Below are 24,457 nucleotides of genomic sequence, written 5' to 3' on the forward strand. Positions count from 1 at the left end.
GCAGGAATTATCTGGGGAATGGCTTAAAAACATGTCTTCTAAAACGGTATATCGTTGTTGTGATTTAAGTGTAGAGGATTTACTCTCGAAAGGGATGGTTCCGGTTGATGCGGTAATCGATGCTATATTTGGTGATGATGTCTATTCAGAAGTCAGATTGAAATCAAACTTTGATCCCATTCCTCTACGTCTTAGATTGAAAAAAATGGGCTGTAAGGTTGAACGGGAAGCAATCAAAGAGGGATGGTCATTTTTAATTTCGCGCAATTGCTCTAATGAAGAAAAATCCCAGGCTCTAAATAAAAAGGCAACCTTTAAGTTCGATGGTGAAATGGTCAATATGGATGTTATGGATCTGGAATTTCCAGATAACTTCCTTGAAGTAATACGCTTTATTGATCGATCATCGGAAGAAGAGAGACTGCGTGTAAAAATATCAGCATTTCCTCAAAGACTACGGTTTCTACTGGGAGAGCGTAATTGGTCCGGGCAAGTAGAAGAAGAGCACACGGGGTTTGTCATTTTATTGTTGGATAAAAATTAAAACACTGCTTTCCCTGCGCTTTCACGTTTAAGTGATTTCATCGACAACAATCCGAAACCCTAGATTATTGGGCGGGGAACCAACAGAGCATCCACCTATTTTGGCGTCGCGTATCAATTCGGATTGATAGGATCTGTGTTCGCCTTGCATTATACGTATGCCGCCACAGGCAGTAATGCGTTCTTCAGATGTTTCCAGCGTGCTGTAATCTGTACTCCAACAGGTTTGGGTCCATTCCCAAACATTTCCCTTTAAATCGACTAAGCCGTATTTGTTGGTACCATGTCCGCCAACAGGTTTGGTTTTGCTCGTGGTTGGTCGCTCCAGAAAGGTTACGTATTCAGCGGCCCAAGCCATGCGGGGGTCATCAAACAGTTTTTTGGGAGGACTAATGACATCACGGGAAAAGTAGTTCCATTCAGATTCAAGCGGTAATCTAAATTGTTGCCCCGTTTTTTCTGAAACCCAAGCTAGATACTGAGCCACATCAAAATAGCTAACCTTGGTCACGGGATGGAATTCTGTCTCATTCGCGCGCATTTTGGGGGTGTAATCACAGCCACCATCGTCAAAGCATTTTTGCCACTGGCCAATGGTTACTTCCGAATAGGCCACATAAATTTTCTTTGTAGTGTCCTGATCTTCTTGATTGGTTGGCTCTAATTCAATGGCGACAAGTTTGGGATGATACTCTGGGGTTTCTGACAAGACCGCATCAATGCGTGCCGTCTTCTCTGCACTGTGTGATACAAATACAGCGCCAGTACCCAGTATAATTCCGGTTAAAGCTATGAATGATAAAGACTTATATTTTATCATTTGAACACCTTGTCAACGTAACTAAATTAGAGCCAAACCATATATCAAGTTTTTAAGAGGGGCGTATTAAGCAGAATCACCCTTTTTAATTTGCTTCATCAAATCATCATTCCATTCACCTTCGACAATAACGTGAGCTACTGCGCCAAGTTCCGTGGCTTCGATAAGATTGTGATTTACGTAGGCATAAACACCGGGTTGTTCGAATGTATAGAGGAACGTGCCAGCTGATCCCCCACGAACAAGAGCTGTCTCGTGTCCTCGGCCTGGAATGTCGTCAAATGATCCAAATTCCCAGGAGTAGTTCCAGTGTCCACCGATCAAGTGTGGGCGACAGTCTCTATTGGCTTGAGCATGAACAAAGAGCACGCTTTCACCTACTTTCGATTTAAGGGCGCCTTCACCGGTTAACGCGCCGACCTTTCCATTAAAGACCTCGTGCGTTGGTATAAGCTTGCGGGCGACTTCCATCACATCATCAAAGTCTTCCCCGGCATCTTCATATTTTTTGTAGTTGCCTTCGTTGTCTTTTGGTACATAGAAATCCTGTTCCCCGATAAAATACATTTTATCGTAGGTCAGCGGTTTACCGCGACCATCGGTAATACCATTACGCGGAAGGACAACGACGGCACCGTTCATACCTTTGATGACGTGGTAAGGGATCATTGAACCCCCAGGAGCACAGTGATAAACAAAAGCTCCAGGTTTTGTTGCTTTCCATCTTAAGACAGTCGTTTCACCAGGTAGGACGTGGGTTAATCCCCCCCCACCAAGAGCGCCTGTAGATGAATGGAAATCTATATTATGTTCCATGGCGTTTGTTTCGGGGTTAACCATGGTCAACTCAACATAATCACCTTCATGAACAACGATCAATGGACCAGGAACACTACCGTTAAAGGTCAAAGCAATAGTTTCTGCTTCATCACTGATCGTCCAAGGCATTTCTTCAATTACAAGTGTCACTTCAACAACTTTTGGTCCACCTTCAGCAATATGATCATGTGCGGGGGCAAAAGGAGGAGGAACCATTTTCTGTTTTACGCGAGGTAGTTTTGCAATTTCCTCTTCTGTAAGAGAGGTTTTTATTTTTGTGGTTGCATCCGCAACTTGACCCGGAATGATGTTCCTCAGGTTTTCAGGGGACGTTGCTTCTGCGGTTCCAGCCATTGTAAGGGCACCGATTGCAACGCTGGTGGATGCTAATGTTGTATTTCGTAAAAAGCTGCGGCGATCCATCGTTTTATTGTTATTATTTTCCATAGTCTTCTTTTGCTCCTCATCAAGATTCCAATCCGAGTTGGAATACTTGTTAAAATCTCCTGCAATCACTCTTAAAGGGTGATCCTCGTTTGCAAGTTGTCCCATCTACAACTCACACTAAGAACTTAAACCTGAAGAAGATTAGGGGGTTTGACTTTGGGTAAGGTGGGGAATTCCTATCAGATGATATGTATTTTAAATCATTTAATGCATTGATATATATAGAAAATATAAAATTTGGTACATTTTGTCACAGAGGGTTGAATTAACTGAAATCTATAAAATAAAAAGCAACACATGTTTCATTTTTCTCAACTTTAAGAATTTCAATTTTTAAGTAATTTATTACGACTTGACCTACATCAAGTTTAAAGATGTGGATTGAATGTATCTATGGTTTTGATGGAGAGGTCGTCGGGCGTTGTGCTGTGATCTCTTGCATCGGTATAGCTAGTGGGGAGATCCATTATGAATGAGCGCTTATCAATCAGCGCCGCCCGGAATATCTTCTACGGAGGAACTATCTTCTTTGCCGTGATCTTTGTTGGTTTGGTTATCAACTCAGTGAACTATGCAACTGACTCTGAAACGTCAAATGCACACGAACTGAACGAAAAGGTTGCGTTGGGTAAAGAAGTTTGGGAACGGCATTCGTGCATTAATTGTCATAGTCTGTTGGGCGAGGGAGCTTATTTTGCCCCTGAGCTTGGCAATGTATGGGCGCGCCGGGGTGGCGAAGAAGACGCAGAAGGAGCCAGCGAGTACATCAAAGAGTGGATGAAGGCTCAACCAACCGGTATCGAAGATCGTCGCCAGATGCCTCAGTTTAATCTTAGTGATGAGGAGTTGAACGGTCTTGTTGAATTCTTCAAGTGGACCAATGGGATTAATACCCAAAATTGGCCACCTAACGATGAAGGCTAGGCCAGAAGGAGACGTCGAATGAAATACCAATCTCAAAAAGTTGCTCTCTATTACTTTGTAGGAGCACTGGTCTTGTTTCTTTCACAGGTAACTTTTGGTGCCTTGGCAGGAGCCGTTTACGTATGGCCAAATTTATTAGCAGAAACTCTGCCCTTTAACATAATCCGTATGATCCACACCAATAGTCTGATTGTGTGGTTATTGATGGGATTTATGGGGGCAGCTTATTATTTGATCCCGGAAGAGTCTGAAACCGAGATCTACAGCCCGCTTATCGCAAAAATACAATTTTGGTTGTTCCTTTTTGGAGGGGCAGCCGCGATTGTTGGTTATATGATGGGGATTCACGGTGGACGCGAGTTCCTTGAACAACCGCTTTGGATTAAACTGGCCATCGTCGTTGTGATGCTGATGTTCCTGTTTAACCTGAGTATGACCGTACTCAAGGGGAGAAAAACTGCAGTATCAATGATTCTTATCGTTGGTCTGTGGATGGTTGCGTTACTTTTCCTGTTTGCTTTCTACAATCCGGTAAACCTTGTTTTAGACAAGATTTTTTGGTGGTTTGTTGTCCATCTTTGGGTTGAAGGTGTTTGGGAACTGATTATGGCTTCCATCCTTGCTTTCTTGATGATCAAGATGACCGGTGTTGACCGTGAAATCGTTGAAAAATGGCTCTACCTCATTGTTAGTTTGGCTCTGTTCACCGGATTATTGGGAACGGGACACCACTACTACTGGATCGGAACACCTGGTTATTGGCAATGGATTGGTTCCGTCTTCTCTACGCTTGAAGTTGCGCCTTTCTTTGCGATGGTTCTCTTTACCTTCTACATGGTGTGGAAAGGTGGCCGGAAACATCCAAATAACGCAGCGATCCTTTGGGCGCTTGGTTGTTCTGTTTTTGCCTTCTTTGGTGCAGGTGTTTGGGGATTTTTGCATACCCTTGCAAACGTCAACTACTACACGCATGGCACTCAGGTAACTGCGGCTCACGGACACCTCGCATTCTATGGCGCTTATGTAATGGTCAATCTCGCGATCATCACCTATGCAATGCCTAAATTGCTCGGTCGTGAGCCTTACAACCAAATGCTTAACATGTGGGGTTTCTGGATAACATCATCCGGTGTTGCTTTCATGACTTTTGTTCTTACGTTTGCTGGGGTGATCCAGTCTCACGTTCAAAGGTTCTTGGGCGAGTCCTATATGGATGTGCAAGATCAGATGATGTTCTTCTACCAACTTCGTTTGGGTGCCGGGCTTGTTGTTGTTATTGGTGCTTTCATCATTGTTTATTCACTCCTGGTGCCAGGTCGTGAAACACAACGTGTGAAAGCTGCGCAAACTAAACCTGCCGAATAGGTGATATGTGTCGGGGCTTTTAATTTAGAAGTCCCGACGCCTTTTGCTCGCAAAATTAATTTCTATTGAATTTGTAAATTTCGTTTTTTCATTTTTACCAAATGGTGTTTGTTATGGCTCAATCACAACCTTATTATGAACCAACGGCGAATGAGTGTCTTCTTTTTGATCAGGCATTTAAAAACAAACTTCCTCTTTTGCTAAAGGGGCCAACCGGGTGCGGAAAAACACGTTTTGTCAGTCATATGGCGCACAAGATCGGCGTTCCTTTACATACTGTTTCCTGCCATGACGATCTGTCTGCATCTGATTTGACAGGGCGTTTTCTTTTGAAGGGGGGCGATACTGTCTGGACTGATGGTCCTTTGACAAAGGCGGTGCGTGAAGGCGGAATTTGTTATTTGGATGAGGTGGTCGAAGCGAGAAAAGACGTCACTGTGGTATTGCATCCCTTAACAGATGACCGCAGATTGCTACCTCTTGAGAGGACTGGAGAGTTACTAGAAGCTCCTGATGATTTTATGCTGGTGGTTTCTTATAATCCTGGATACCAAAACATGATGAAAAGTTTGAAGCCGAGTACGCGGCAACGATTTATCGCGGCTGAGTTTGATTTCCCCGACGCGCAAACCGAAGCTCGGATTGTCTCTACAGAAACGGGCCTTGATCTCGACCGTACGATGGGCCTTGTTCGTCTGGCACATAAGCTGCGGGAGATGAAAGGCCAAGATTTGGAAGAGGGGGTTTCAACTCGTCTCCTGGTTTATTGTGCAACCCTTATTAAATCTGGCTTGGGTTTTGATGAAGCCATTCGCCATGCAATGATCGAACCTTTAACTGACGAGTATGATGTCAAACAAGGACTGGAAGAAGTCGTTCGGGTGAGTTTCGGCTAGGTTTGTTAGTTTATACCGGACTCTTGTTTATAGGTTAGAGATAAAGCTCAGGAGAACTCACTATGAGTATTATGGAACTCATTGAAGTTGAAGAGTTCGTCGGACGAAAATGGCACAAGATTATATCAGGTGCCGAAAGTTATCGCTCTTACGATGAGCAAAGTATTTCGCTGGAAGATGTCAAAGCCCCATTGAGTGTTTTTTTCCGTGCTCTTGGTGGGGAAAATGCAGTTGAAATTGCGGCGACTGGTCAGGAGAAATCTGGACACAGGCTCTCCTTTCGTCAAAAGCTTGGTATTGATATTGAAAAACTTCAGCGCTCAACGCTTGATGGCCGTACTCTAATGTTGCCGGACGTGATCGCCATCTATCCCAATAAAGACCATAACAAGGATTTGTACTTTTGGTTGGCGGCGTTTTTTACGCAAAGCCTGATAGAGCCCTTAATCCATCCCAAAGATCCTCTGTGTAATGATCTTGTATTTCTTCGGCGATCATACCAAAAATCCATAGGTGTTTTAGAACGATTGCCTGGGCTGCAATCTATCCAAGAGGAACTTGCATCTCATTTACGAATCTTGCGCCCCAAACGTGATTATCTCCCTAAACAGGAAATCGCAGTTGAAGAGGTCGTTTTGCGATTATTGGGTTCTGAAACAGAGTTGTCGCCTCTTGGAATGCAATTTTTGGAGATTGTAGTTTCTTCTGTTTCAGACTTATCAGTGGCTCAGGCATCTAAGAACTTGGAAAAAGCACACAAAAATTATCAACCTTTCTTGCCTGTTCCTTTGTGGGGAGAGGTAATAGAAAGCTCTTTCAGTTCTGATCAATCGGACTCTGAAACCCGAGGTGGTAACTCTAAAAAATCGAACGATCGCAAAAAAAGAAGGGCTGAGCGTCAAAGTCTTGACCAAACAAAAAAAGACGATGGATTTTTTGTCAGTGTTTATGACAAGCTCATGGCCGTTTCGGATATTATAAACCTGAACCGTAATATCAAAGAAGATGAAGAAGATGATGCCCTGGAAACAGCCGATGACATTGACAGAATAACATTAAGTGATCACGAGGAAAAAGTCGCGACCAAGATTAAAATTGATCTCGATTTACCTGCGAATGAGTTGGATCAAAGACTTATCGAGTCAAAGCGTAAAGTTCACGAATGGCACTATCGCAAACAAGTCTATTTACCAGATTATTGTGCAATAACCATGCGCGAAGCCTCAGAAGAAGGTGAGGGGTGGATAATTGATGATAAAACCGCCCGTCAGATCAGATTGGTTCGACGCCAGTTCGAGTCCTTTAAAAATGACCGCAAGCAACTCAAAGCCCAGCCTGATGGAACCGAGTTGGATATTGAGGCCCTTGTTCGGGCGCAAGGAGACTTTAAGGCCAATGGTCTGGGATCCGATCGTATTTACCTCAACACTCAAAAAGTAGATAGAGATATTGCCGTGTCCATTCTTATGGATGTTTCCTTGTCTACGGATAGCTGGCTGGATGATCGGCGGGTGATTGATGTTGAAAAAGAATCCCTGGCAATTTTGGCCAATGGGTTGGATGCCGCGGGTGATGATTTGTCGATACATACCTTTACCTCACGTAAACGCAATTATATCCGTATTGACCGGGTAAAGGGGTTTAACGAGCCTCTGAACGATCAAGTGATGAGGAGAATCCAAGCGTTGAAACCGGGGTATTATACTCGGATAGGGGCGGCAATTCGTGTCATGGCAGAGGATCTGGAACTACGCCCGAATAAACAAAAATTACTTCTTATTCTGACGGATGGAAAACCCAACGACGTTGATCATTATGAAGGTCGCTATGGTATAGAGGATGCCAGAAAAGCCGTTCAGGAATGTCGACGCAAAGGGATAACCGTTTTTGGTGTAACGATTGATCAAGAAGCCAAGGAGTATTTCCCGACTATTTTTGGTCGTGGGGCTTATCACATCGTCGGTAATGTATCTCGGCTTTCACAATCATTACCAAAAATATACAGACAATTGGTTCGATTTTCCGATTGAGAAGATTTGAACTTAAGTGTTTCAATAGTGAAATATTAAGCCTCAAAAAAAGAAAAGCGCCTATAAGGCGCTTTATCTTTGAGGTAATGGCGGAAGGACAGGGATTCGAACCCTGGAAGGGCTTGCACCCTTGCTGGTTTTCAAGACCAGTGCATTCAACCGCTCTGCCATCCTTCCACAAATCGTAAACGAGAAACTAACGAGGTTTTTGATAACCTTATGTAGGGTTTATCGTTCCGACGGGCTCTGAAATATCCCCATTTGAACGTACTGTCAAATGCTTAGATTGGAAAAAATGAGATTTTTTATTTTATTGGTGAAAAATACGAAAAATGGGCCTTGAAATTAAGTGTTAATCTCCAGTGCGTTTGATCATCTCTATTATTTCAACGCACAAACGATCTTCCTTAATCATGACCTCACCGCGAGCAATCATCTGGTCATTGATACTGATGTCTATGGTATCGCCAATATACTTGTCGAGTTCTACAACTGCGCCACGACCCATTTTGAGTAATTGGCTAACGGGCATTTGTGCCGTCCCTAATATTGCAGATACTTCAAGGCCGACACCGTGAACAGCCGGGACGATACGATCACCAGAGTCATTTTGTTTAGGGGGCGTTTTGGGGGATTCGTCGACTGGCGCATCTGGTGCTTGGTCGAATATATCGTCAACGTCGTCGTTGTTCATGGCATCGTCGTCGGACATGGACGTTACTTTCCTTAGCTTTGTAATAAATATCTTATAAGAAAATAAGAATACGCCTGCTTTGGTTGCTTAGCTATCAAAATAATTCGCAATGGTCACACGGGTGTCTGTATCCATTTCAACAAAAACACCTGCCAATATTTTTTTGACCTCATCAACGCGTACAATTATGGATTTGCAACTAAATTCCAATGCGCCCCCATCCAAGATGAGTTTAAATTTAACGTCAATATGATCACCGCGAATAAGGAGGCCTTCGTAGTTTGTAATAGCAAAGCCACTAGAGCTCCAGTTGCTTAATTTATAGGGCGTTTCATCAATAATGATTTCGCCCGTAATACCAAATTCACGACCTTCGCGGCGTATTTCTTTCTTACCAAATAGTTTGTCTAATAAATTCTTGATCATGATCAAGCGTAATCCCAATAGATATAATGTATATGATTTACAACTCTTAAGATCCCATAAAAAGGGAAACAAGATATTAACCTAACGTTTTTCTTTTTCTCATATAATACGCATTCAATTTAATGCCTTGATAATGATAATGAGTAATTCAAATATGTTTTTTCTGTCCGGTAAAATTCTCATTATTATGGGGGCCTGTTTACTACTTATTCCTACAGGTAATATTGAAGCTGCTGAAAAAAGGTATCTTACACCAAAAAAATCTTCGAGTACCATTCCTTTGACGGCAGGTGTTCGCTCCAGTAAGGGCATGAAAAAAGAGCCTTATCTTGGTAGTCGGCTCATATACAAAACGGCAGACACGATAAAGACGTTATTTACGAAAGATCCCGAGTTAAGTTTGGCTTGTCAGCGCGGTAGTTTCCTTCAAAAAAAAGAAATGCACTATATTGCTGTCGTCGGTGGAAGAAAGTACGGCGCAGCTCTTTATAAAAGTAATATGCTGCACGACCCTAAAGGTCTTGGAAATAAAGATAAAATCTATCTGTTTAAAGGGCAGGGGACATCAAACTGTGATGTTTTTCACACCCAGTTTAATTTAGCGAGTAATTAATAAAAATTTATCTCTGTAATCGTGGTGGTGTTTCTATGACTTTATCGGCTAAAGTTCTATGAATTAACCATTCTTATCCTTTTTTGCGATTCGGAGCTCGCTTTGTTTCCTTTTTTGCGCAGTGCTACTAAGTACAGTCTGTCATACGTTTTAGTCGTTTCAGCTGTTTTGTCTACGAGCGGATTTGCCGAAGAACCAACTTCTTTAAGTGTTGAAGGTTCAATCCCATTCGAGCAATGGCTTCATGAGTTTAAAATTGAAGCTAAGAGTAAAGGGATTTCTGATCAAACTTTGGAAGTCAGTTTTAAAGATATAAAGCCGATACCGAAGATTATAGAGTATGATCGCCGTCAACCCGAATTCACCCATACATTCTGGACATACCTTGATCGAGCGATTAGCGCCCAAAGGATAAAAAAAGCTCAAGAGCTTCAGGTTACGCATGCGTCTTTATTAAGAGAAATTAGCAAAAAATATGGTGTTCAGAGTCGGTTCTTACTCGCTTTTTGGGGTTTGGAAAGCAACTTTGGACAACATACAGGCGGTTTTTCTGTGATAGCTGCCGACACAACACTTGCCTATGATACACGTCGTAGCGATTTTTTTAGAACCCAATTGCTGGAAGCTTTACGTATAATTCAAGCAGGACACATTACGGCTGAAAATATGCAAGGGTCATGGGCCGGAGCTATGGGACATCTTCAATTTATTCCTTCGACATACAATCTTTATGCGGTGGATGAAGATGGAGATGGACGTCAGGATATTTGGAACACGTTGCCTGATGTGTTTGGTTCTGCTGCCAACTATTTAAGCCAAATTGGCTGGGATGACGAACATACATGGGGACGTGAAGTCGCTTTGCCAAAAGGCTTTGATTGGGAACTCGCTGGATTAAATACAAAAAAGACGATTGAAGAGTGGCACAGACTTGGTGTGTTGAAAATATCCGGTAACAGACTTCCAAGCGTTGATCTTGAAGCTTCATTAATTCTTCCCTCTGGCCATAAAGGGCCTGCTTTCCTGGTTTATAATAATTTTAGAAAAATTTTGAATTGGAACCGTTCCATTAATTATGCTTTAGCCGTTGGACATCTTTCTGATCGCATTGCAGGAAAAGCACCTTTGCAAACCAAGCGTTTAGAAGGCGAGCGTCCGTTGCGTCGTACTGAGGTAGAAGAAATCCAAAGTCTTCTTGCTCAGCAAGGATATGATGTCGGAAAAGCAGATGGAATTGTAGGTAAGAAAACTCGTGAGGGTATTCGGGAATTTCAAATTAAGGCTGGTTTACCCGGCGACGGTTATCCTAATGAGGAACTTCTCTTGAAATTGAGAAAATCTTAAAACTGTTACATCTTAAAATTAACACTGCGTCTTGTGATCCTAAAGAGGTATAAAAATTTGCTTTAGGGTGATACAACATTTGTAGAATTGATTGATCGATCTTCTTTAGGAGCTTACAATCTTAAAAAATTATTGGGGGGCACGATGCGCTTAAGAAAATCATATGGTATGGCGGCATGTATTTGCGCTCTTACAATCGGCTTGAGCGGTTGTGCTGAAATCGAACTTGCTTCCCATGCTACGAAGCAAATTGTTAGTACTAACGAAACCAAATCCAAGGGACGTTTTAAAGTTGGATCTCCCTATCAGGTTAAAAAAATCTGGTATTACCCAGCGGTTGATTACGGATACAGCGAGACCGGTATTGCTTCTTGGTATGGGCCTGGTTTTGACGGTAAGACAACCGCCAATGGTGAGATCTACGACCAATATGCTTTAACTGCGGCACATCGCACATTGCCAATGCCCTCTCTTGTCAGAGTGACTAATTTGGGAAATGGGCGTTCAATTAAACTACGTGTTAATGATCGCGGACCTTTTTCTAATAATAGAATAATTGATGTTTCACGTCGCTCGGCCCAATTATTGGGCTTTGAAGTCCAAGGAACGGCTAAGGTAAAAGTCGAAATCCTCGAAGACGAAAGCCGTCAGTTAGCTGCGCAAGCGCAAGGTGAAGAATACATACCACAAGTAGCCTCTAGTCAGAACACGACTTTGGCAGCGCCAACCGATGAAGTTACTGCGGAACCATTGGGGGCTTCTCAAGGTACTTCTGTTGAACCAGTCCAGTCTGCAAGTCATACCTCAGTTCGCGCGGAACCCGTTGCAAATTTTACCGACGGTGTCGTCACACAGACACCGTTAGCACCAAGTGGAATATATGTTCAAGCAGGGTCTTTTCTCCAAATTCATAACGCGGATCGGCTTAGAGCGCGCTTGGCGTCATTAGGAACCGCGCAGGTTGCTAATGCACCTGTGGGCTCACGGACTTTCTACCGCGTACGTCTTGGCCCACTCTCTAATGTTGAGGAGGCTGATAAGCTTTTGCAGATACTTCACGACAATGGGTACAATGAAGCACGCGTTATCGTGGACTGATTTTGATTAATGAGGCCTTATTACGGGCGCATTTTTTCTATAAATTTGGTTCTCGTTAACATTTTTACTCTCACTTTCCAGAAGACCAGGTCAAAAATTTGCTAAACTCAAAGATGCCATCTCTCCGCTTTGCCCTAAAATCCCTTCTTTTAGGGGGTGCCTGTTTACTGGCTCTCTCTCAACCTAGTGCTGCAATTGATACCTCAGCTCGTGAAGCGTATTTGATCGACTATACGACAAAAACAGTTCTGTTAAATAAAAATGCTGAGACATCCATGCCACCAGCGTCTATGAGTAAAATCATGACCGCTTATATGGTGTTTGAGCGCTTGAAAGACGGACGCTTGTCCTTGGATGATAAACTTCCTGTCAGTGAAAATGCATGGCGTAAGGGTGGCTCAAAAATGTTTGTCGAGGTTGGGACTGAAATCTCTATCTTCGACCTTTTGAGAGGAATTATTGTTCAATCTGGAAATGACGCCTGTATCGTTGTCGCGGAGGGTCTTGGTGGTTCGGAAGAAAACTTTGCCCAGGAAATGACATTAAAAGCGCGTGAAATTGGACTTGAAAATAGTAGTTTTGCAAACGCTACAGGGTGGCCTGATCCTGGACAGCGAATGACAGCGAAAGACCTTGGGACACTTGCAGATCGCATCATTACTGATTTCCCAGAATATTACGGGGTTTATTCTGAAAAATCCTTTACCTGGTCAGGGATAAAACAGGATAATAGAAACCCTCTTTTATATAAAAATATTGGTGCTGATGGTCTAAAAACAGGACATACCGAAGAAGCAGGTTATGGTCTCACATCATCTGCGGCACAAGGTGATAGACGCATTATTCTTGTTTTGAATGGTATGAAAAGCGCTAAGGAAAGATCAGAAGAGTCAGCACGATTGGTGTCTTGGGCCTTTAGAGAGTTTGATAATTTTGAACTATTTAAAGCAGGAGAGACTGTTGAATCTGCAGATGTTTGGCTCGGGACGGATAAAACAATCAATTTGGTTCCTGAACAAGATCTTGTTATGACCCTTCCGCGAAATGCAAAAAACAAGATGGTGGCAACTGTTAGCTATATGGGGCCGATCCAAACACCCATTGAACAAGGTGAACGATTGGGTACGTTAAAGATTGAAGCACCTGATATCGATACTGTAGAAATTCCATTGGTTGCAGCAAATTCAGTGGAAAGAGAGGGTGGCTTTGGTCGAATTGTTTCTGCTTTAAATTATCTGATTTTAGGTAAGTCATAAAAGTTATGGAACGGGGCGTTTTTATCTCACTTGAGGGCGGTGAGGGTGCGGGAAAAAGCACTCAAATCAAAGCTTTATCAAATTATCTCACTGATAACGGCATAAAAAATATCCAAACGAGAGAACCTGGTGGCACTCCTGGAGCAGAGAAAATTAGAGACCTGCTCGTCAGAGGCGATGTCTCTTTATGGACTCCAAAAACTGAAGCGTTATTAATGTTTGCTGCCAGACAAGAGCATGTCGAAAAAACGATAAAACCTGCACTGGCCACGGGGAAATGGACTCTTTGTGATCGCTTCGCAGACTCGTCTATTGCTTATCAAGGTATCGGGCACGGACTGGGAATGGATAGTATAGAAAGTTTGCACCAATGGGTCCTTGGAGACTTTAAACCAGACCTGACACTCATTTTTGATCTTCCAGTTTCTTTGGGTTTACAACGCACCCAGGGTCATGCAGTAGGAGAAAATAGATTTGAGTCAATGGATGTGTCTTTTCATGAAAGAATGCGGAAAGGTTTTCTGTCTATTGCAAAATCCAATCCGGATCGTTGTATTGTGATTGATGCGACCAAATCGGAAAATGAAGTCACAAACGACGTTATCAAAGTTATCATGGCCAAGTATGGAAAGATGATACATGGCCAAAGCTGCTAAAAAAATAGAAGAAGACAATAATTCTCGGATTCATCCCCGGATTACACAAACCCTTCTTGAGCACCCTCAGGCCGAGAGTACTTTGATAAAGGCGTATAATTCAGGAAAACTGCCCCACGCTTGGATGTTCACTGGGCCTAAGGGTATTGGTAAAGCAACGCTTGCGTATAGGTTTGCGCGTTTTCTAATGAATGAAGGTGATGCTGACCAAGGGTTATTTGGTGAGCAGGCGCCGCCGACATCACTGGATATTGGACCGGAAAACCCGGTCGCGAAACGCATTGCTGCACGTGGTCATGGGGATTTAGTTACCCTAGAACTCAGCCCTGATGAAAAGGGAAAAATGCGTACATCTATCCCTGTTGATGACGTCCGTAAAATTGTCAAATTTTCTCATAAAACGTCTATTGAAGGCGGGTGGCGTGTCGTTATCGTTGATGCCGTTGAAGAGATGAACCGAAATGCTGCTAATGCTTTACTTAAAGTGTTGGAAGAACCGCCTGAAAAAACGGTTCTCCTTTTAGTTTGTCATCTTCCTGGTCAAATATTACAAACCTTACATTCTAGGTGTTGTCATCTTCCATTGACGGCTTTGACCGAACAGACTGTTATTACGCTTTTAAAAGAGCAGGCTCCTGAAATTTCAGAGAGTGATGCCGCTCAACTTTCAAGGCTGTCAGAAGGTTCTGTTGGTAAAGCGCTTGATTTATGGGCTGGTGGTGGCCTTGATTTGTACCGAGAGATGATCGCATTGCTTGGAACACTACCGAACCTTGATATGGTTCGATTGTATGCCTTTGCGGATAAATTAAGTGTTTCAGACCCACAAGCCTTTAAAACGGGAATGGAGTTATTTCTGTGGTGGTTGGCGCGTTTGACCAAGATTTCAGGGCAAGGCAAAATTCCAGAGTTGGTTATTCCTGAGGAACAGAAACTTATCTCTTCATTAATTGAGCGACATGGTCTTGCGCAATGGCTCGGCCTGTGGGAGAAGTGCTCGACTAATTATGCCCGTGCAACACATGCAAATTTGGACAAAAAACAAGTGGTAGTGACGACCTTTATGGAGATCCAAACACTTCTGTCCTGATGCATACTTGCCCAATGGCGCGCTTTGTTATCAGGAGTTCATCATGAGCGGATCGAAAAACGGATCCTTTTACATCACGACACCCATTTATTATGTAAATGACAAGCCACACATCGGTCATGCATATACGACACTTGCATGCGATGTCCTTGCACGTTTCAAACGCCTTGATGGGTATGATGTTAAGTTCTTAACAGGAACGGATGAACACGGTCAAAAAGTAGAGGCATCAGCTGAAAAGGCGGGCATTGACCCACAGCTTTTTACGGATCGAGTATCACAAAATTTCCGAGATTTAACTAAAGTTTGTAACTTTTCAAATGACGACTTCATTCGGACAACTGAAGAACGCCATAAAAAAGCCTGTCAACATATCTGGAAAGTTCTTGAAGATAAGGGGTTCATCTATCTCGGAAGCTATGCCGGTTGGTATGCGGTTCGTGATGAAGCTTTTTATACGGAAACAGAACTTACAAAAGATGCGAATGGCAAAAGAATTGCCCCGACAGGCGCCGAAGTAGAGTGGGTGGAAGAACCGTCATACTTCTTCAAGTTATCTGCCTTTGGTGATAAATTGCTCGAGCTTTACGAAAGTGACCCTGATTTTGTCTTGCCGGATAGTCGTCGTAACGAGGTTATCAGCTTTGTCAAAGGTGGCCTTCGCGATTTGTCTGTAAGTCGGACAACCTTCAAGTGGGGCGTCCCTGTTCCGGGCAATGATGAACACATCATGTACGTCTGGCTTGATGCCTTAACCAACTATTTGACTGCGGTTGGATATCCTGACGAAAATAATTCGAATTATAAAGAGTTCTGGCCGGCCACGGTACACATGGTTGGTAAGGACATTCTTCGTTTCCACGCCGTCTATTGGCCCGCTTTTCTAATGGCCGCTGATCTGCCGCTTCCCAAGCGTATCTACGCACATGGCTGGTGGACAAATGAAGGTCAGAAAATCTCCAAGTCTGTTGGTAATGTTATTGATCCTCTTGCGATTATTGACGAATACGGGCTGGATCAAGTGCGTTATTTTATGATGAGAGAAGTTCCCTTCGGTAAAGATGGTGACTATTCTAAACGTGCGATTATTTCACGTATGAACGGGGATCTTGCCAATGATATTGGTAACCTTTCCCAGCGTGTTCTCTCAATGGTCTTCAAAAACTGTGATGGACAAATTCCTGAACACGGCCTGTTTACCGATGCGGATAAACTCTTGCTTGATAGTGTATCTGGCCTACATCAGAAATTGCGAACCGAATTTGATCGGCAGAACTTCCATAAAGGTTTGGAGTCTGTGTGGGAAGTTATTTCCTCTGCCAATAAATACGTTGACGAACAAGCGCCATGGGCACTTCGTAAGACCGATATGGAGCGTATGGGAACTGTTCTTTACGTTCTCACAGAGAGTATTCGTCAGATTGCGATATTGTTGCAACCTGTGATGCCTCAATCTATGAACAAAATGTTGGATCAGTTAAGTCTGCCTGCTGATGTTCGCGTGTTTAGTCATCTGACAACGCCTTTACAGTCGGGTATTGCTATCGATAAACCTGAAGGTATCTTCCCGCGCTATGTGGAAGAAGAGGGGGCGTAATGATTGTCGACTCTCATTGTCACCTAGATTATTTTCTTAAAGATGGTGATTTAGACGGCGCCTTAAAGCGAGCCCGGGATGTTGGTATCGGTTGTATGGTGACTATTGGCACCAAGCTTTCGACATTTGATACTATCTTGGGAATTGCGGTTGCTAATGATGATATCTACTGCACGATCGGGGTTCATCCGCATGAAGCAGAGTCTGAAGGCTTGTCTGCGCCAGATCTTTTGATTGAAAAATCACAACATCCTAAAGTCATAGGCCTTGGTGAAAGCGGTCTTGATTATTATTATGATCATGCACCACGTGAACGTCAGGCTGAGAGTTTTCGTGCTCACATCGTTGCTGCAAGAGAAACCGGACTTCCGCTCGTTGTTCATACGCGTGACGCCGATGACGATACTGTTTCTATTATGAGGGAAGAATACGAAAAAGGTGCTTATCCTGCGTTAATACACTGCTTCACGGCTGGGCCAGAATTGGCCAAAGCTTCTCTGGATATGGGGTTCTATATCTCTTTGTCGGGTATTATTACTTATAAATCCGCCGAAAATATTCGCCAAACTATTTCGAATGCGCCCTTAGACAGGCTTTTAATTGAAACCGATAGTCCTTATCTTGCGCCTGTACCAATGCGTGGTAAGAAGAATGAACCTGCCTTTGTTCGCCATACTGCAGAAGCTTTGGCTAATATTAAAGGTGTGAGTGTCGAAGAAATTCATTCTACGACCAGTGACAATTTCTACCGCCTTTTTACCAAGGCACAACGACCAATAGTGAATTAGTCCTATGAAAATTACGATGTTAGGGTGTGGTGGTTCGGGTGGTGTTCCAATATGTTCAGGAACACCAGGGGGAAACTGGGGGAACTGTAATCCAGAAAATCCCAAAAATAGACGGCGCCGGGTTTCTGTGCTTGTTGAACATGAAGATACCTGTTTACTCGTTGATACAGGGCCGGATCTTCGTAACCAAATACTTGATGCCAGTGTAGAGCATATTGATGCAGTGCTCTACACCCATGATCACGCTGATCATACGCATGGTTTAGATGAGCTTAGATATTTATCATACAAAGCTGGCGGCCCCATAGAAGCCTATATGGATGAATCAGATCGTGAGACAATCACGTCTCGCTTTCCGTATGCATTTACGTCATCATGTGACCCGGAAAGTAGTTATACTCCAATGATGAATGATCAAACGATCAATGGTCCTTTTACCATTGGTTCAATTGATATTATTCCTTTTTATCAGGATCATGGTAGCACAAAGTCAATTGGCTTTCGATTTGGTGATTTTGCCTATTCGACTGATGTTTTCGATTTGGATGAGCGTGCATTTGAAACGTTGGCTGGTATCAAATACTGGATTGTTGATTGCCTGCGCTACGAGCCACACCCTTCGCATGCTCATTTTGAAAAGACTCTGAGTTGGATTGATCGACTGAATCCAGAGAGAGCTGTGTTAACGCACATGAACCAGCAAGTCGATTATGACGACCTGCTTTCTAACTGCCCTACAGGTGTCGAGCCGGGGTATGATGGATTAATAATAGAAATCCCGTAAAGAAATCTGGATATTGCAAACAAGGGCGGTGAAAAACACCGCCCTTGTATTATTTTTCAAACCAGAAGCCATCCGGTTTATAAATCCCCATGAGAGCGCCAGGTTCCCAGTTATAAAAACCATCTTCTGGTACATTCTTTAGGTTAGTGGAGAGAACAACTGGTTGCGGAATCTCAGCAACAAGTCCAATCGTGAAGGTTTCTTCTGCGTTTATGAGTAGAATTCTGTTCCAGATTGATTTTTTCTCTTCTAATGACTTTGCTGTAAGCCACATGAGATAAAGATCATTAAGCTCTCGGGCAATTTCAATATCGACAACTTCACCAGCATTACCTTTGGTTTCAATATATTGTCCCCATTTGGGCCACTGGAAAGACTGTTGTAAGCGCGGGACAAACTCTTCTGGAGATGAGTGAGGAGTTAGGAGGGCGTTTAAGTTACCATACCACAGTGAAATATTGGTCTCGCCAGCAAAAATTCTATTTCTTAAAACTTCCCGTTGTGAAGGTTTTGGATAAAGCTTAATACCCAGTTTCAGCCAAGAATCGCTAATTAATTCAAGAGTATCAACCTCTTCACTATTTTCACCAGCGGTCTCAACAATAATCTTCATAGGACGACCGTCACTAAGCAATCGAAGACCATCCTCGTCACGTTCTATTAGTCCGATATCATCGAGGAGTTCATTTGCTTTCGCCAGATCATATTGCGTCCAACGTTTGAAATAGTCTTCAGTGTAAAGGCTACTGCCAGGTAGGATGTTATTGTTTCCTGTGCGCCCTAAGCCGTAATAGAGCACTTGGTTTAACTCGTGGCGGTTAATACCTAAGGAGAGTGCATGTCTAAAACGTTTGTCCCGGTTAAGCTTTCGCCATTCTGGATCATTGGCGTTCAAATTAGGGTAGAGAGCAAAGTGCGAGCCGCGTACTGTTTTCCATAAACGCACTGTATAGCCATTTTGTTTATCACTTCCCTTTAGAAAAGTGTAATCAGAGAAACTTAATCCTCTTGATTGCATATCGGAATCACCAGCTCCAACCTTTGCTGGAATTAATCCACCACCGGCGACTGCAAGGATCATCTCATCAGCATAGGGGAGTTGTTGGCCGAGTTCATCCACCCTGTGATAAAAAGGGTTTCTCTTTCCTATAAACCTTGTCGATGGTGGTTTTACGGTGTTTACCCAAGGCTGAAGTGTTGGCAATTTAGGGTTGGTAAATTTATATTGCCTTGCACGACGGTTATGCAATTGAACCCAATTACGGGCATCTGCTTTTGTGACCCTTTCTTCAAGTCGGTCTGTAGGCACATATTTTGCGTGAAATTTCTTCATATAATGTGCGGGTTGGTACAAGAACAAAGGTCTGGTAGCAGCGAGTTGTGAAAGGAAAAAAGGGTTCGGAACTGGCCAACTGTATCTTATTGTGATTTCGTCCAATATTTCGACGGTTGGAAGATGATCTTCAATAATGAGCTCTGCTGGCGGACCAAAAGGATGAAGGTTACTGTCATTCGCAACATCTTCCCAAAAATACCTGAAGTCTTCAGAAGTAAAAGGATGTCCGTCAGACCATTTATGCCCTTTCCGCAGGGTCAAGGTAAAGATACGACCTTCTTCTACTTCTAGATTATCGAGAATATCAACTGTAAAATCTAGATCGGGCGTGTAGCCAACGAGGCGAGCGTATCCGTAAACAGAAAACAATCGAACATCTTTGGATTTTGCAATCAGGCTTCGAATGCTTCCGCCGTGCTGTCCTGGTTCCCATTCATGGGTTTGTTTAACAACATAAGGAGACTTGGGGAGACGTTCAGCAATGGGGGGAAGCTTACCACTCGCTACGCTCGAAGAAAAAAGAGGTGTTTCTTTGAGGTTGTCTCGCACCAGAGTTGATTGTGGTGAGGAATAAATCTCGGCAATAGCATTTTGTGTAGAGAACATCGCTGCTGTCAATACCAACACTTTTAGCTTATTTTTTACGAGGGTACCAGATAATCCGAGCCTCATTTATTCCTCACAAAATTTGTCATTATTTGTTTTTATACAAGCGATTAAACATTTTATCTCAGGTTATCTATTAAACGATAAAGCGGATCAAGACTGCTAGCACCGAGTTTGAACGAGCGATCTGGAGACCAGCCCTCAAACTCGTTTGGATTGTTGTCAGTATCTTTGAACGGCATCTCCAACGTCATGGCAAGGCAGTCATGAGTTTCGGCTGTATTGTTGCCACACATGGTCAGGTTACCATTTCCGGGCGTATTTTGAGGATACCCATACGTAACCTGAAAATCAGGGTTCGCTTCCATATAATAGGCTTTAAATTGATTTAACAGGTTTAAAAGACGGTCATCAAAAGATGGAATCCCGTGAGTTCCAGCGATGAAATTATGCGGAATTGCTTCATCACCATGGATGTCGAACATAAAATCAACACCTGTTTCCATCATTTTATTACGAACATAATAAACCTCAGGGCTTTTCTCTAGAGAAGGAGCTTGCCATTCCCGATTGAGGTTTGCACCAATGGCATTAACCCGTAGGTTACCGCGTCTGCTACCATCCGGGTTCATGTTGGGGACAACATAGAAGACAGCTTTTTTCAATAATTCACGGGCGACAGGGTCATCTTCGTCAAGTAAACGTTCTAAAAAGCCTTCCATCCAAAATTCTGTCATACTTTCACCGGGGTGTTGTCGCGCGATAATCCAACATGACTTTTTATTTTTGTCAGGCTCCCCAATTGTCAAAAGATCCATATCCTGCCCATCAAGAGTTTTGCCGAGGATTTCCAAATCAACGCAACGGGCATGTTGAACATCTGCAATTAAGTCGGCATGACGTTCCATAGAATAGGGGGCAAAATAGGCAAAGTAGATAGAGTTATAATCAGGAATAATATCGATAGTGAGGGTTTCACCGTCGTAGGATGTAGTTGGAATCCGAAACCAGGTTTCCCGGTCGTATGATGCTACTGCTTGATAGTCTTCCCATCCAGCAGGATAGGCTGCGCCACCGGCGTTCAGTATTTTGAGTGTACAGGCTTGATCTTGTGCACCTGTCATTCTGAAATAAAACCATTGATAAAAATGGGAGTTGGTATCTTTTTCGATTTCCAACTGGATATCTTTTGCGTTGTCAGAAGAAAGGCAACTGATGTTGCCTGAATCAAAATTACTTGAAATACGGATCATGGGAAAATATCGCTCACTTACGGTCAAAAATTATTTAATAACAGCATACCCTAAGTGAAATAGGCAGCAAGAACAGTCTTTAGGTTTAAGGATATTTTTTTATGTTCAAAGCGATTCTCTTAGCCGTTTCTTCTAAATTGGTCGCGTTTAACCAAAATTTCGATGAAACTTTTATTTCTTAAAATTCACGGGTAAATAATACATAGAAAGGATCTAAGCATTTGAGAAATTTAATTTGCTGTCGGGATACAGTGACTGTCGGTTCAAGATATCTTCATCATTACAATCAATTTTAAACGTTAATCTTTGTGGCAAATTTGCGCACAGGATTGAAAAGATAATCAACAACAGGTAGTGTTAGCTCCTTACTGCATAGAAAGGTAGTTGTATCATGCGTGATTTACCCTCCTATTTACCAGTGATCCTTAAATCTTCCGGTTGGGTGTTAAGCCGAATTGGAACCCTATTGGCTACAATTTTTGCCGCAAGTGCATTTGCAAGCCTTCTTCCCATTTTGGGAAATAATAGTCAGTTACTTTTGGAACCATTGATTTATTCAGCTCTTATTGCTGCTGTTGTTGCTATAGTTGGTGTGATTCTTTTGAAGTGGACTGATTATACCTTCGGGAATTCACTACAAGATTATCCTGCTGCACTTTAATATTTACGTTTATCATTTGATGTGTACGATTAAGGTCAATAAGTAACTATTTGTTATTTATTGACCTTTTTCTTATTTTAATTTTTGCCCATTCTAATGAAAGTAAACCTAGTCATATGAATATGAAATCAAATCCTTTGGATAGGGATAAGCATTTTCGCTCGCTTGGTAATTCTGGTTTGATGGTATCGAGCATTTGCCTTGGCACAATGATGTTTGGTGGACGTACTGATAATGCTCATTCGATGGAAATCATATCTTCAGCCAGAGAAACTGGGCTGAACTTCATTGACACAGCCGATGTTTATAATGAAGGAAGGTCGGAAGAAATTGTAGGCCAATCTATCAAGGGCGATCGTGATTATTGGGTTCTGGCAACAAAAGTGGCCAATCAAATGCAATCTGATCCACAGAAAAAAGGTTTGAGTCGTAGATGGATCATGCGGGCTGTCGAGGCTTCGCTTTCGCGCTTAAAAACCGATTTTATTGATATCTATTATTTGCATCGCGAAGATCACGGTACTCCTTTGTTGGAGACGGTACAGACAATGGGGGATCTCATTCGATCAGGTAAAATTCGTTATTTTGGCTTGAGTAACTATAGGGGGTGGCGCATTGCAGAAATTTGTCGCCTTTGTGATCAATTGTCTATTCTAAGGCCTATTGTCTGTCAGCCTTATTATAATGCTTTGAATCGACAGCCAGAGGTAGAAGTCTTGCCCAGCTCCAACTACTATGGTCTGGGCGTTGTTCCCTACAGCCCACTGGCGAGAGGCGTTCTAACAGGAAAGTATCTTTCGAATGTATCACCGGATAAAGACAGTAGAGCTGGTGCGGCCGACAAGCGTATGATGGAAACGGAATGGCGACCGGAATCACTCGAAATTGTCCAGAGAATTAAACATCATTGTGAAAAGAAAGGGTACAGCCCTGTCGATTTTGCCATTGGCTGGTTGCTTGCTAATCAGTACGTTAGCTCTATCCTTGCTGGACCAAGGACTTTGGAGCAATTCCAAGGATATCTAAGTGCATTATCTTATCCTTATGATGCAGAAGATGAAGAGCTTCTCAACGGGTTAGTCGCTGCCGGGCATGCTTCTACACCAGGATACACTGATCCCAGCTATCCATTGGAAGGACGTAAAGTCGATTTGTAACGAATGAAAATAATTTCAAGCTGCCTTTATTATAGTGTTAGCTGTTGCCAATATCAGCTTGGAAATTATAACTGATGTATTTTCAAGCTGGTCAGAGGTAAGATTGACACTTTGTAGGCACGCATCCTAACATGTTGAATATCGTTACTTTGAACAGTGCTCACCTTTCTAAAGCTATAAAATCTCAAAACGAACACCTATGGAATAAATCATGAAACACATGAAGAAAATCAGTCTTGCTGCCATGATGTCAGTTGCTGTGATAATGCCATCTCTTGCTGAAACTCGGATTACCTACAAATCAGCTAAGACCACATCTTCATATTATCAAATGGCGGTTCAAATCTCAGAAGCTATGAAAGCTGGAACTGAGGGGGAAATAATCGTTACCGTGGAAGAAAGTCAGGGCTCAGTTCAAAACGTCATGGAAGTTCGTGCCCGTGGCGGTGATTATGTTTTTACCACACCTCCAGCGCTTGTACGCCTTGCCAAAGCAGGTAAAGCCATGTTTGAAGGCAAAGGTGATCCCAAATTTAATGAAATCAGAGCGCTTTTCCCTATTCCTTCACTGACAATGCATTTTGTGGTCTCAAGCGAAAGTGGTGTAACCAGTTTTGCTGGGTTAGAAGGTAAAAAAATCCTTCTTGGAAAAGGATCATTTGGTGCAAAAGAAGGCGCTAAATATCTAAAGTTGTTTGGTTTGGAAAGTAAGGTCGAATTGGCTAACGTTGAACTATCCAATGCTGTTCCCGCACTTAAAAATGGTCAAATTGACGGCTTTGTCACTGCGGGTTCCTGGCCCGCACCAAATGTAATTGAGGCAGCAGCTTCAACCGGTGTGCATGTTCTTTCTTTGAGCAACGATCAGATTAAAGCATCCAAACGTTCGGAGCTCACCATTCCAGCAGGAACCTATGCCGGACAAGAAAATGATATTACAACCACATCCTTGCCCGTGGTTGCTTATACGACCACAGCGATGGATGATGATACAGCCTATTCTTTGACCAAAACCTATTGGGAACAAAAAGAAAAAATGGGTGTATCTGCCGCTTGGTGGAATGGTGTGGACAAGGGGCTAATGGCAAACATCGAGGGGCAAATTCATCCTGGCGCGGTCCGTTATTACGTTGAAAAAGGATACAGTCTTACCGATGCTCAAAAATAGCTCTTTTATGTTTTAAGTCTGTGTATTCAAATATAATCCCGACCGTTATAATAATGGTCGGGATTTTTTCTTCTTTTCATAAAGTA

General features: G+C 42.8%; 23 protein-coding genes and 1 tRNA gene. 17 read left to right on the forward strand and 7 right to left on the reverse strand.

Annotation, left to right across the window (positions count from 1 at the left end; genetic code table 11):
* The first annotated feature begins 31 nt into the window (after positions 1 to 31).
* A complete protein-coding gene (locus ACFSKO_RS18045; protein WP_380254225.1) occupies positions 32 to 544 on the forward strand; it encodes a hypothetical protein in 513 nt (170 codons plus the stop codon).
* 27 nt (positions 545 to 571) lie between these two features.
* Here the strand turns inward: ACFSKO_RS18045 and ACFSKO_RS18050 are convergent, their stop codons facing one another.
* The gene (locus ACFSKO_RS18050) at positions 572 to 1,363 is read right to left on the reverse strand and encodes a formylglycine-generating enzyme family protein (protein WP_380254227.1); all 792 of its coding nucleotides are present in this window, start codon (positions 1,361 to 1,363) and stop codon (positions 572 to 574) included.
* A 66-nt stretch (positions 1,364 to 1,429) separates the two neighbouring features.
* A complete protein-coding gene (gene nirK, locus ACFSKO_RS18055; RefSeq protein WP_380254229.1) occupies positions 1,430 to 2,734 on the reverse strand; it encodes a copper-containing nitrite reductase in 1,305 nt (434 codons plus the stop codon).
* A 363-nt stretch (positions 2,735 to 3,097) separates the two neighbouring features.
* Here nirK and ACFSKO_RS18060 point away from each other — a divergent pair, with 363 nt between their 5' ends.
* The 4 genes from ACFSKO_RS18060 (at position 3,098) to ACFSKO_RS18075 (ending at position 7,844) form a co-directional block, all read left to right on the forward strand.
* The gene (locus tag ACFSKO_RS18060) at positions 3,098 to 3,553 is read left to right on the forward strand and encodes a c-type cytochrome (protein ID WP_380254231.1); all 456 of its coding nucleotides are present in this window, start codon (positions 3,098 to 3,100) and stop codon (positions 3,551 to 3,553) included.
* A gap of 18 nt (positions 3,554 to 3,571) precedes the next feature.
* Complete coding sequence (locus ACFSKO_RS18065) at positions 3,572 to 4,918, forward strand: cbb3-type cytochrome c oxidase subunit I (protein WP_380254233.1); 1,347 nt, start codon at positions 3,572 to 3,574, stop codon at positions 4,916 to 4,918.
* Between the two features lie 113 nt (positions 4,919 to 5,031).
* The gene (locus ACFSKO_RS18070; protein WP_380254235.1) at positions 5,032 to 5,814 is read left to right on the forward strand and encodes a CbbQ/NirQ/NorQ/GpvN family protein; all 783 of its coding nucleotides are present in this window, start codon (positions 5,032 to 5,034) and stop codon (positions 5,812 to 5,814) included.
* 62 nt (positions 5,815 to 5,876) lie between these two features.
* Positions 5,877 to 7,844, forward strand: a complete 1,968-nt coding sequence (locus ACFSKO_RS18075) for a nitric oxide reductase activation protein NorD (RefSeq protein WP_380254237.1) — start codon at positions 5,877 to 5,879, stop codon at positions 7,842 to 7,844.
* Between the two features lie 87 nt (positions 7,845 to 7,931).
* On the opposite strand, the gene ACFSKO_RS18080 is transcribed toward ACFSKO_RS18075, so the two are convergent.
* The 3 genes from ACFSKO_RS18080 to ACFSKO_RS18090 all read right to left on the reverse strand — a co-directional run bounded on the left by ACFSKO_RS18080 (position 7,932) and on the right by ACFSKO_RS18090 (position 8,964).
* Positions 7,932 to 8,021: transfer RNA gene (locus ACFSKO_RS18080), tRNA-Ser, on the reverse strand.
* Positions 8,022 to 8,196: 175 nt separating this feature from the next.
* A complete protein-coding gene (locus tag ACFSKO_RS18085) occupies positions 8,197 to 8,556 on the reverse strand; it encodes a FliM/FliN family flagellar motor switch protein (protein ID WP_380254239.1) in 360 nt (119 codons plus the stop codon).
* A 69-nt stretch (positions 8,557 to 8,625) separates the two neighbouring features.
* Entirely contained in the window at positions 8,626 to 8,964 is a 339-nt protein-coding gene (locus tag ACFSKO_RS18090; RefSeq protein ID WP_380254241.1) for a hypothetical protein, read from the reverse strand.
* A 139-nt stretch (positions 8,965 to 9,103) separates the two neighbouring features.
* Here ACFSKO_RS18090 and ACFSKO_RS18095 point away from each other — a divergent pair, with 139 nt between their 5' ends.
* The 9 genes from ACFSKO_RS18095 to ACFSKO_RS18135 all read left to right on the forward strand — a co-directional run bounded on the left by ACFSKO_RS18095 (position 9,104) and on the right by ACFSKO_RS18135 (position 18,190).
* Positions 9,104 to 9,577 (forward strand): hypothetical protein, encoded by a 474-nt coding sequence (locus ACFSKO_RS18095; protein WP_380254243.1) that lies wholly within the window; start codon positions 9,104 to 9,106, stop codon positions 9,575 to 9,577.
* A 102-nt stretch (positions 9,578 to 9,679) separates the two neighbouring features.
* Positions 9,680 to 10,921, forward strand: coding sequence for a lytic murein transglycosylase (locus ACFSKO_RS18100; protein ID WP_380254245.1), 1,242 nt, complete (start codon positions 9,680 to 9,682; stop codon positions 10,919 to 10,921).
* A 144-nt stretch (positions 10,922 to 11,065) separates the two neighbouring features.
* Positions 11,066 to 12,019 carry a septal ring lytic transglycosylase RlpA family protein gene (locus ACFSKO_RS18105; RefSeq protein ID WP_380254247.1) on the forward strand — a complete coding sequence of 318 codons (954 nt, stop codon included), beginning with the start codon at positions 11,066 to 11,068 and terminating at the stop codon, positions 12,017 to 12,019.
* A 98-nt stretch (positions 12,020 to 12,117) separates the two neighbouring features.
* On the forward strand, positions 12,118 to 13,275 hold the full coding sequence (locus tag ACFSKO_RS18110) for a D-alanyl-D-alanine carboxypeptidase family protein (RefSeq protein ID WP_380254249.1): 1,158 nt from the start codon (positions 12,118 to 12,120) through the stop codon (positions 13,273 to 13,275).
* Between the two features lie 5 nt (positions 13,276 to 13,280).
* Complete coding sequence (gene tmk / locus ACFSKO_RS18115) at positions 13,281 to 13,931, forward strand: dTMP kinase (protein ID WP_380254251.1); 651 nt, start codon at positions 13,281 to 13,283, stop codon at positions 13,929 to 13,931.
* Complete coding sequence (locus tag ACFSKO_RS18120; protein WP_380254253.1) at positions 13,915 to 15,021, forward strand: DNA polymerase III subunit delta'; 1,107 nt, start codon at positions 13,915 to 13,917, stop codon at positions 15,019 to 15,021. Before tmk ends, ACFSKO_RS18120 begins: the two co-directional genes overlap by 17 nt.
* 7 nt (positions 15,022 to 15,028) lie before the next feature.
* A complete protein-coding gene (metG, locus tag ACFSKO_RS18125; protein ID WP_380254255.1) occupies positions 15,029 to 16,618 on the forward strand; it encodes a methionine--tRNA ligase in 1,590 nt (529 codons plus the stop codon).
* Positions 16,618 to 17,406 (forward strand): TatD family hydrolase, encoded by a 789-nt coding sequence (locus ACFSKO_RS18130; RefSeq protein WP_380254257.1) that lies wholly within the window; start codon positions 16,618 to 16,620, stop codon positions 17,404 to 17,406. Before metG ends, ACFSKO_RS18130 begins: the two co-directional genes overlap by 1 nt.
* Before the next feature lie 4 nt (positions 17,407 to 17,410).
* The gene (locus ACFSKO_RS18135; protein ID WP_380254259.1) at positions 17,411 to 18,190 is read left to right on the forward strand and encodes an MBL fold metallo-hydrolase; all 780 of its coding nucleotides are present in this window, start codon (positions 17,411 to 17,413) and stop codon (positions 18,188 to 18,190) included.
* Positions 18,191 to 18,239: 49 nt separating this feature from the next.
* Here ACFSKO_RS18135 and ACFSKO_RS18140 read toward each other — a convergent pair whose 3' ends face one another.
* Both ACFSKO_RS18140 and ACFSKO_RS18145 read right to left on the reverse strand, forming a co-directional pair.
* The gene (locus ACFSKO_RS18140; RefSeq protein ID WP_380254261.1) at positions 18,240 to 20,198 is read right to left on the reverse strand and encodes an ABC transporter substrate-binding protein; all 1,959 of its coding nucleotides are present in this window, start codon (positions 20,196 to 20,198) and stop codon (positions 18,240 to 18,242) included.
* Between the two features lie 53 nt (positions 20,199 to 20,251).
* Positions 20,252 to 21,385, reverse strand: a complete 1,134-nt coding sequence (locus ACFSKO_RS18145; protein WP_380254263.1) for a M14 family metallopeptidase — start codon at positions 21,383 to 21,385, stop codon at positions 20,252 to 20,254.
* 391 nt (positions 21,386 to 21,776) lie between these two features.
* Here ACFSKO_RS18145 and ACFSKO_RS18150 point away from each other — a divergent pair, with 391 nt between their 5' ends.
* From ACFSKO_RS18150 to ACFSKO_RS18160, 3 genes are all read left to right on the forward strand, one after another.
* On the forward strand, positions 21,777 to 22,046 hold the full coding sequence (locus ACFSKO_RS18150) for a hypothetical protein (protein WP_380254265.1): 270 nt from the start codon (positions 21,777 to 21,779) through the stop codon (positions 22,044 to 22,046).
* A 122-nt stretch (positions 22,047 to 22,168) separates the two neighbouring features.
* Positions 22,169 to 23,203 (forward strand): aldo/keto reductase, encoded by a 1,035-nt coding sequence (locus tag ACFSKO_RS18155; RefSeq protein ID WP_380254267.1) that lies wholly within the window; start codon positions 22,169 to 22,171, stop codon positions 23,201 to 23,203.
* 211 nt (positions 23,204 to 23,414) lie between these two features.
* Complete coding sequence (locus ACFSKO_RS18160; protein ID WP_380254269.1) at positions 23,415 to 24,371, forward strand: TAXI family TRAP transporter solute-binding subunit; 957 nt, start codon at positions 23,415 to 23,417, stop codon at positions 24,369 to 24,371.
* The last annotated feature ends 86 nt before the right edge of the window (positions 24,372 to 24,457 follow it).

Source organism: Kiloniella antarctica (genome assembly GCF_042682825.1).
Classification (GTDB): domain Bacteria; phylum Pseudomonadota; class Alphaproteobacteria; order Kiloniellales; family Kiloniellaceae; genus Kiloniella; species Kiloniella antarctica.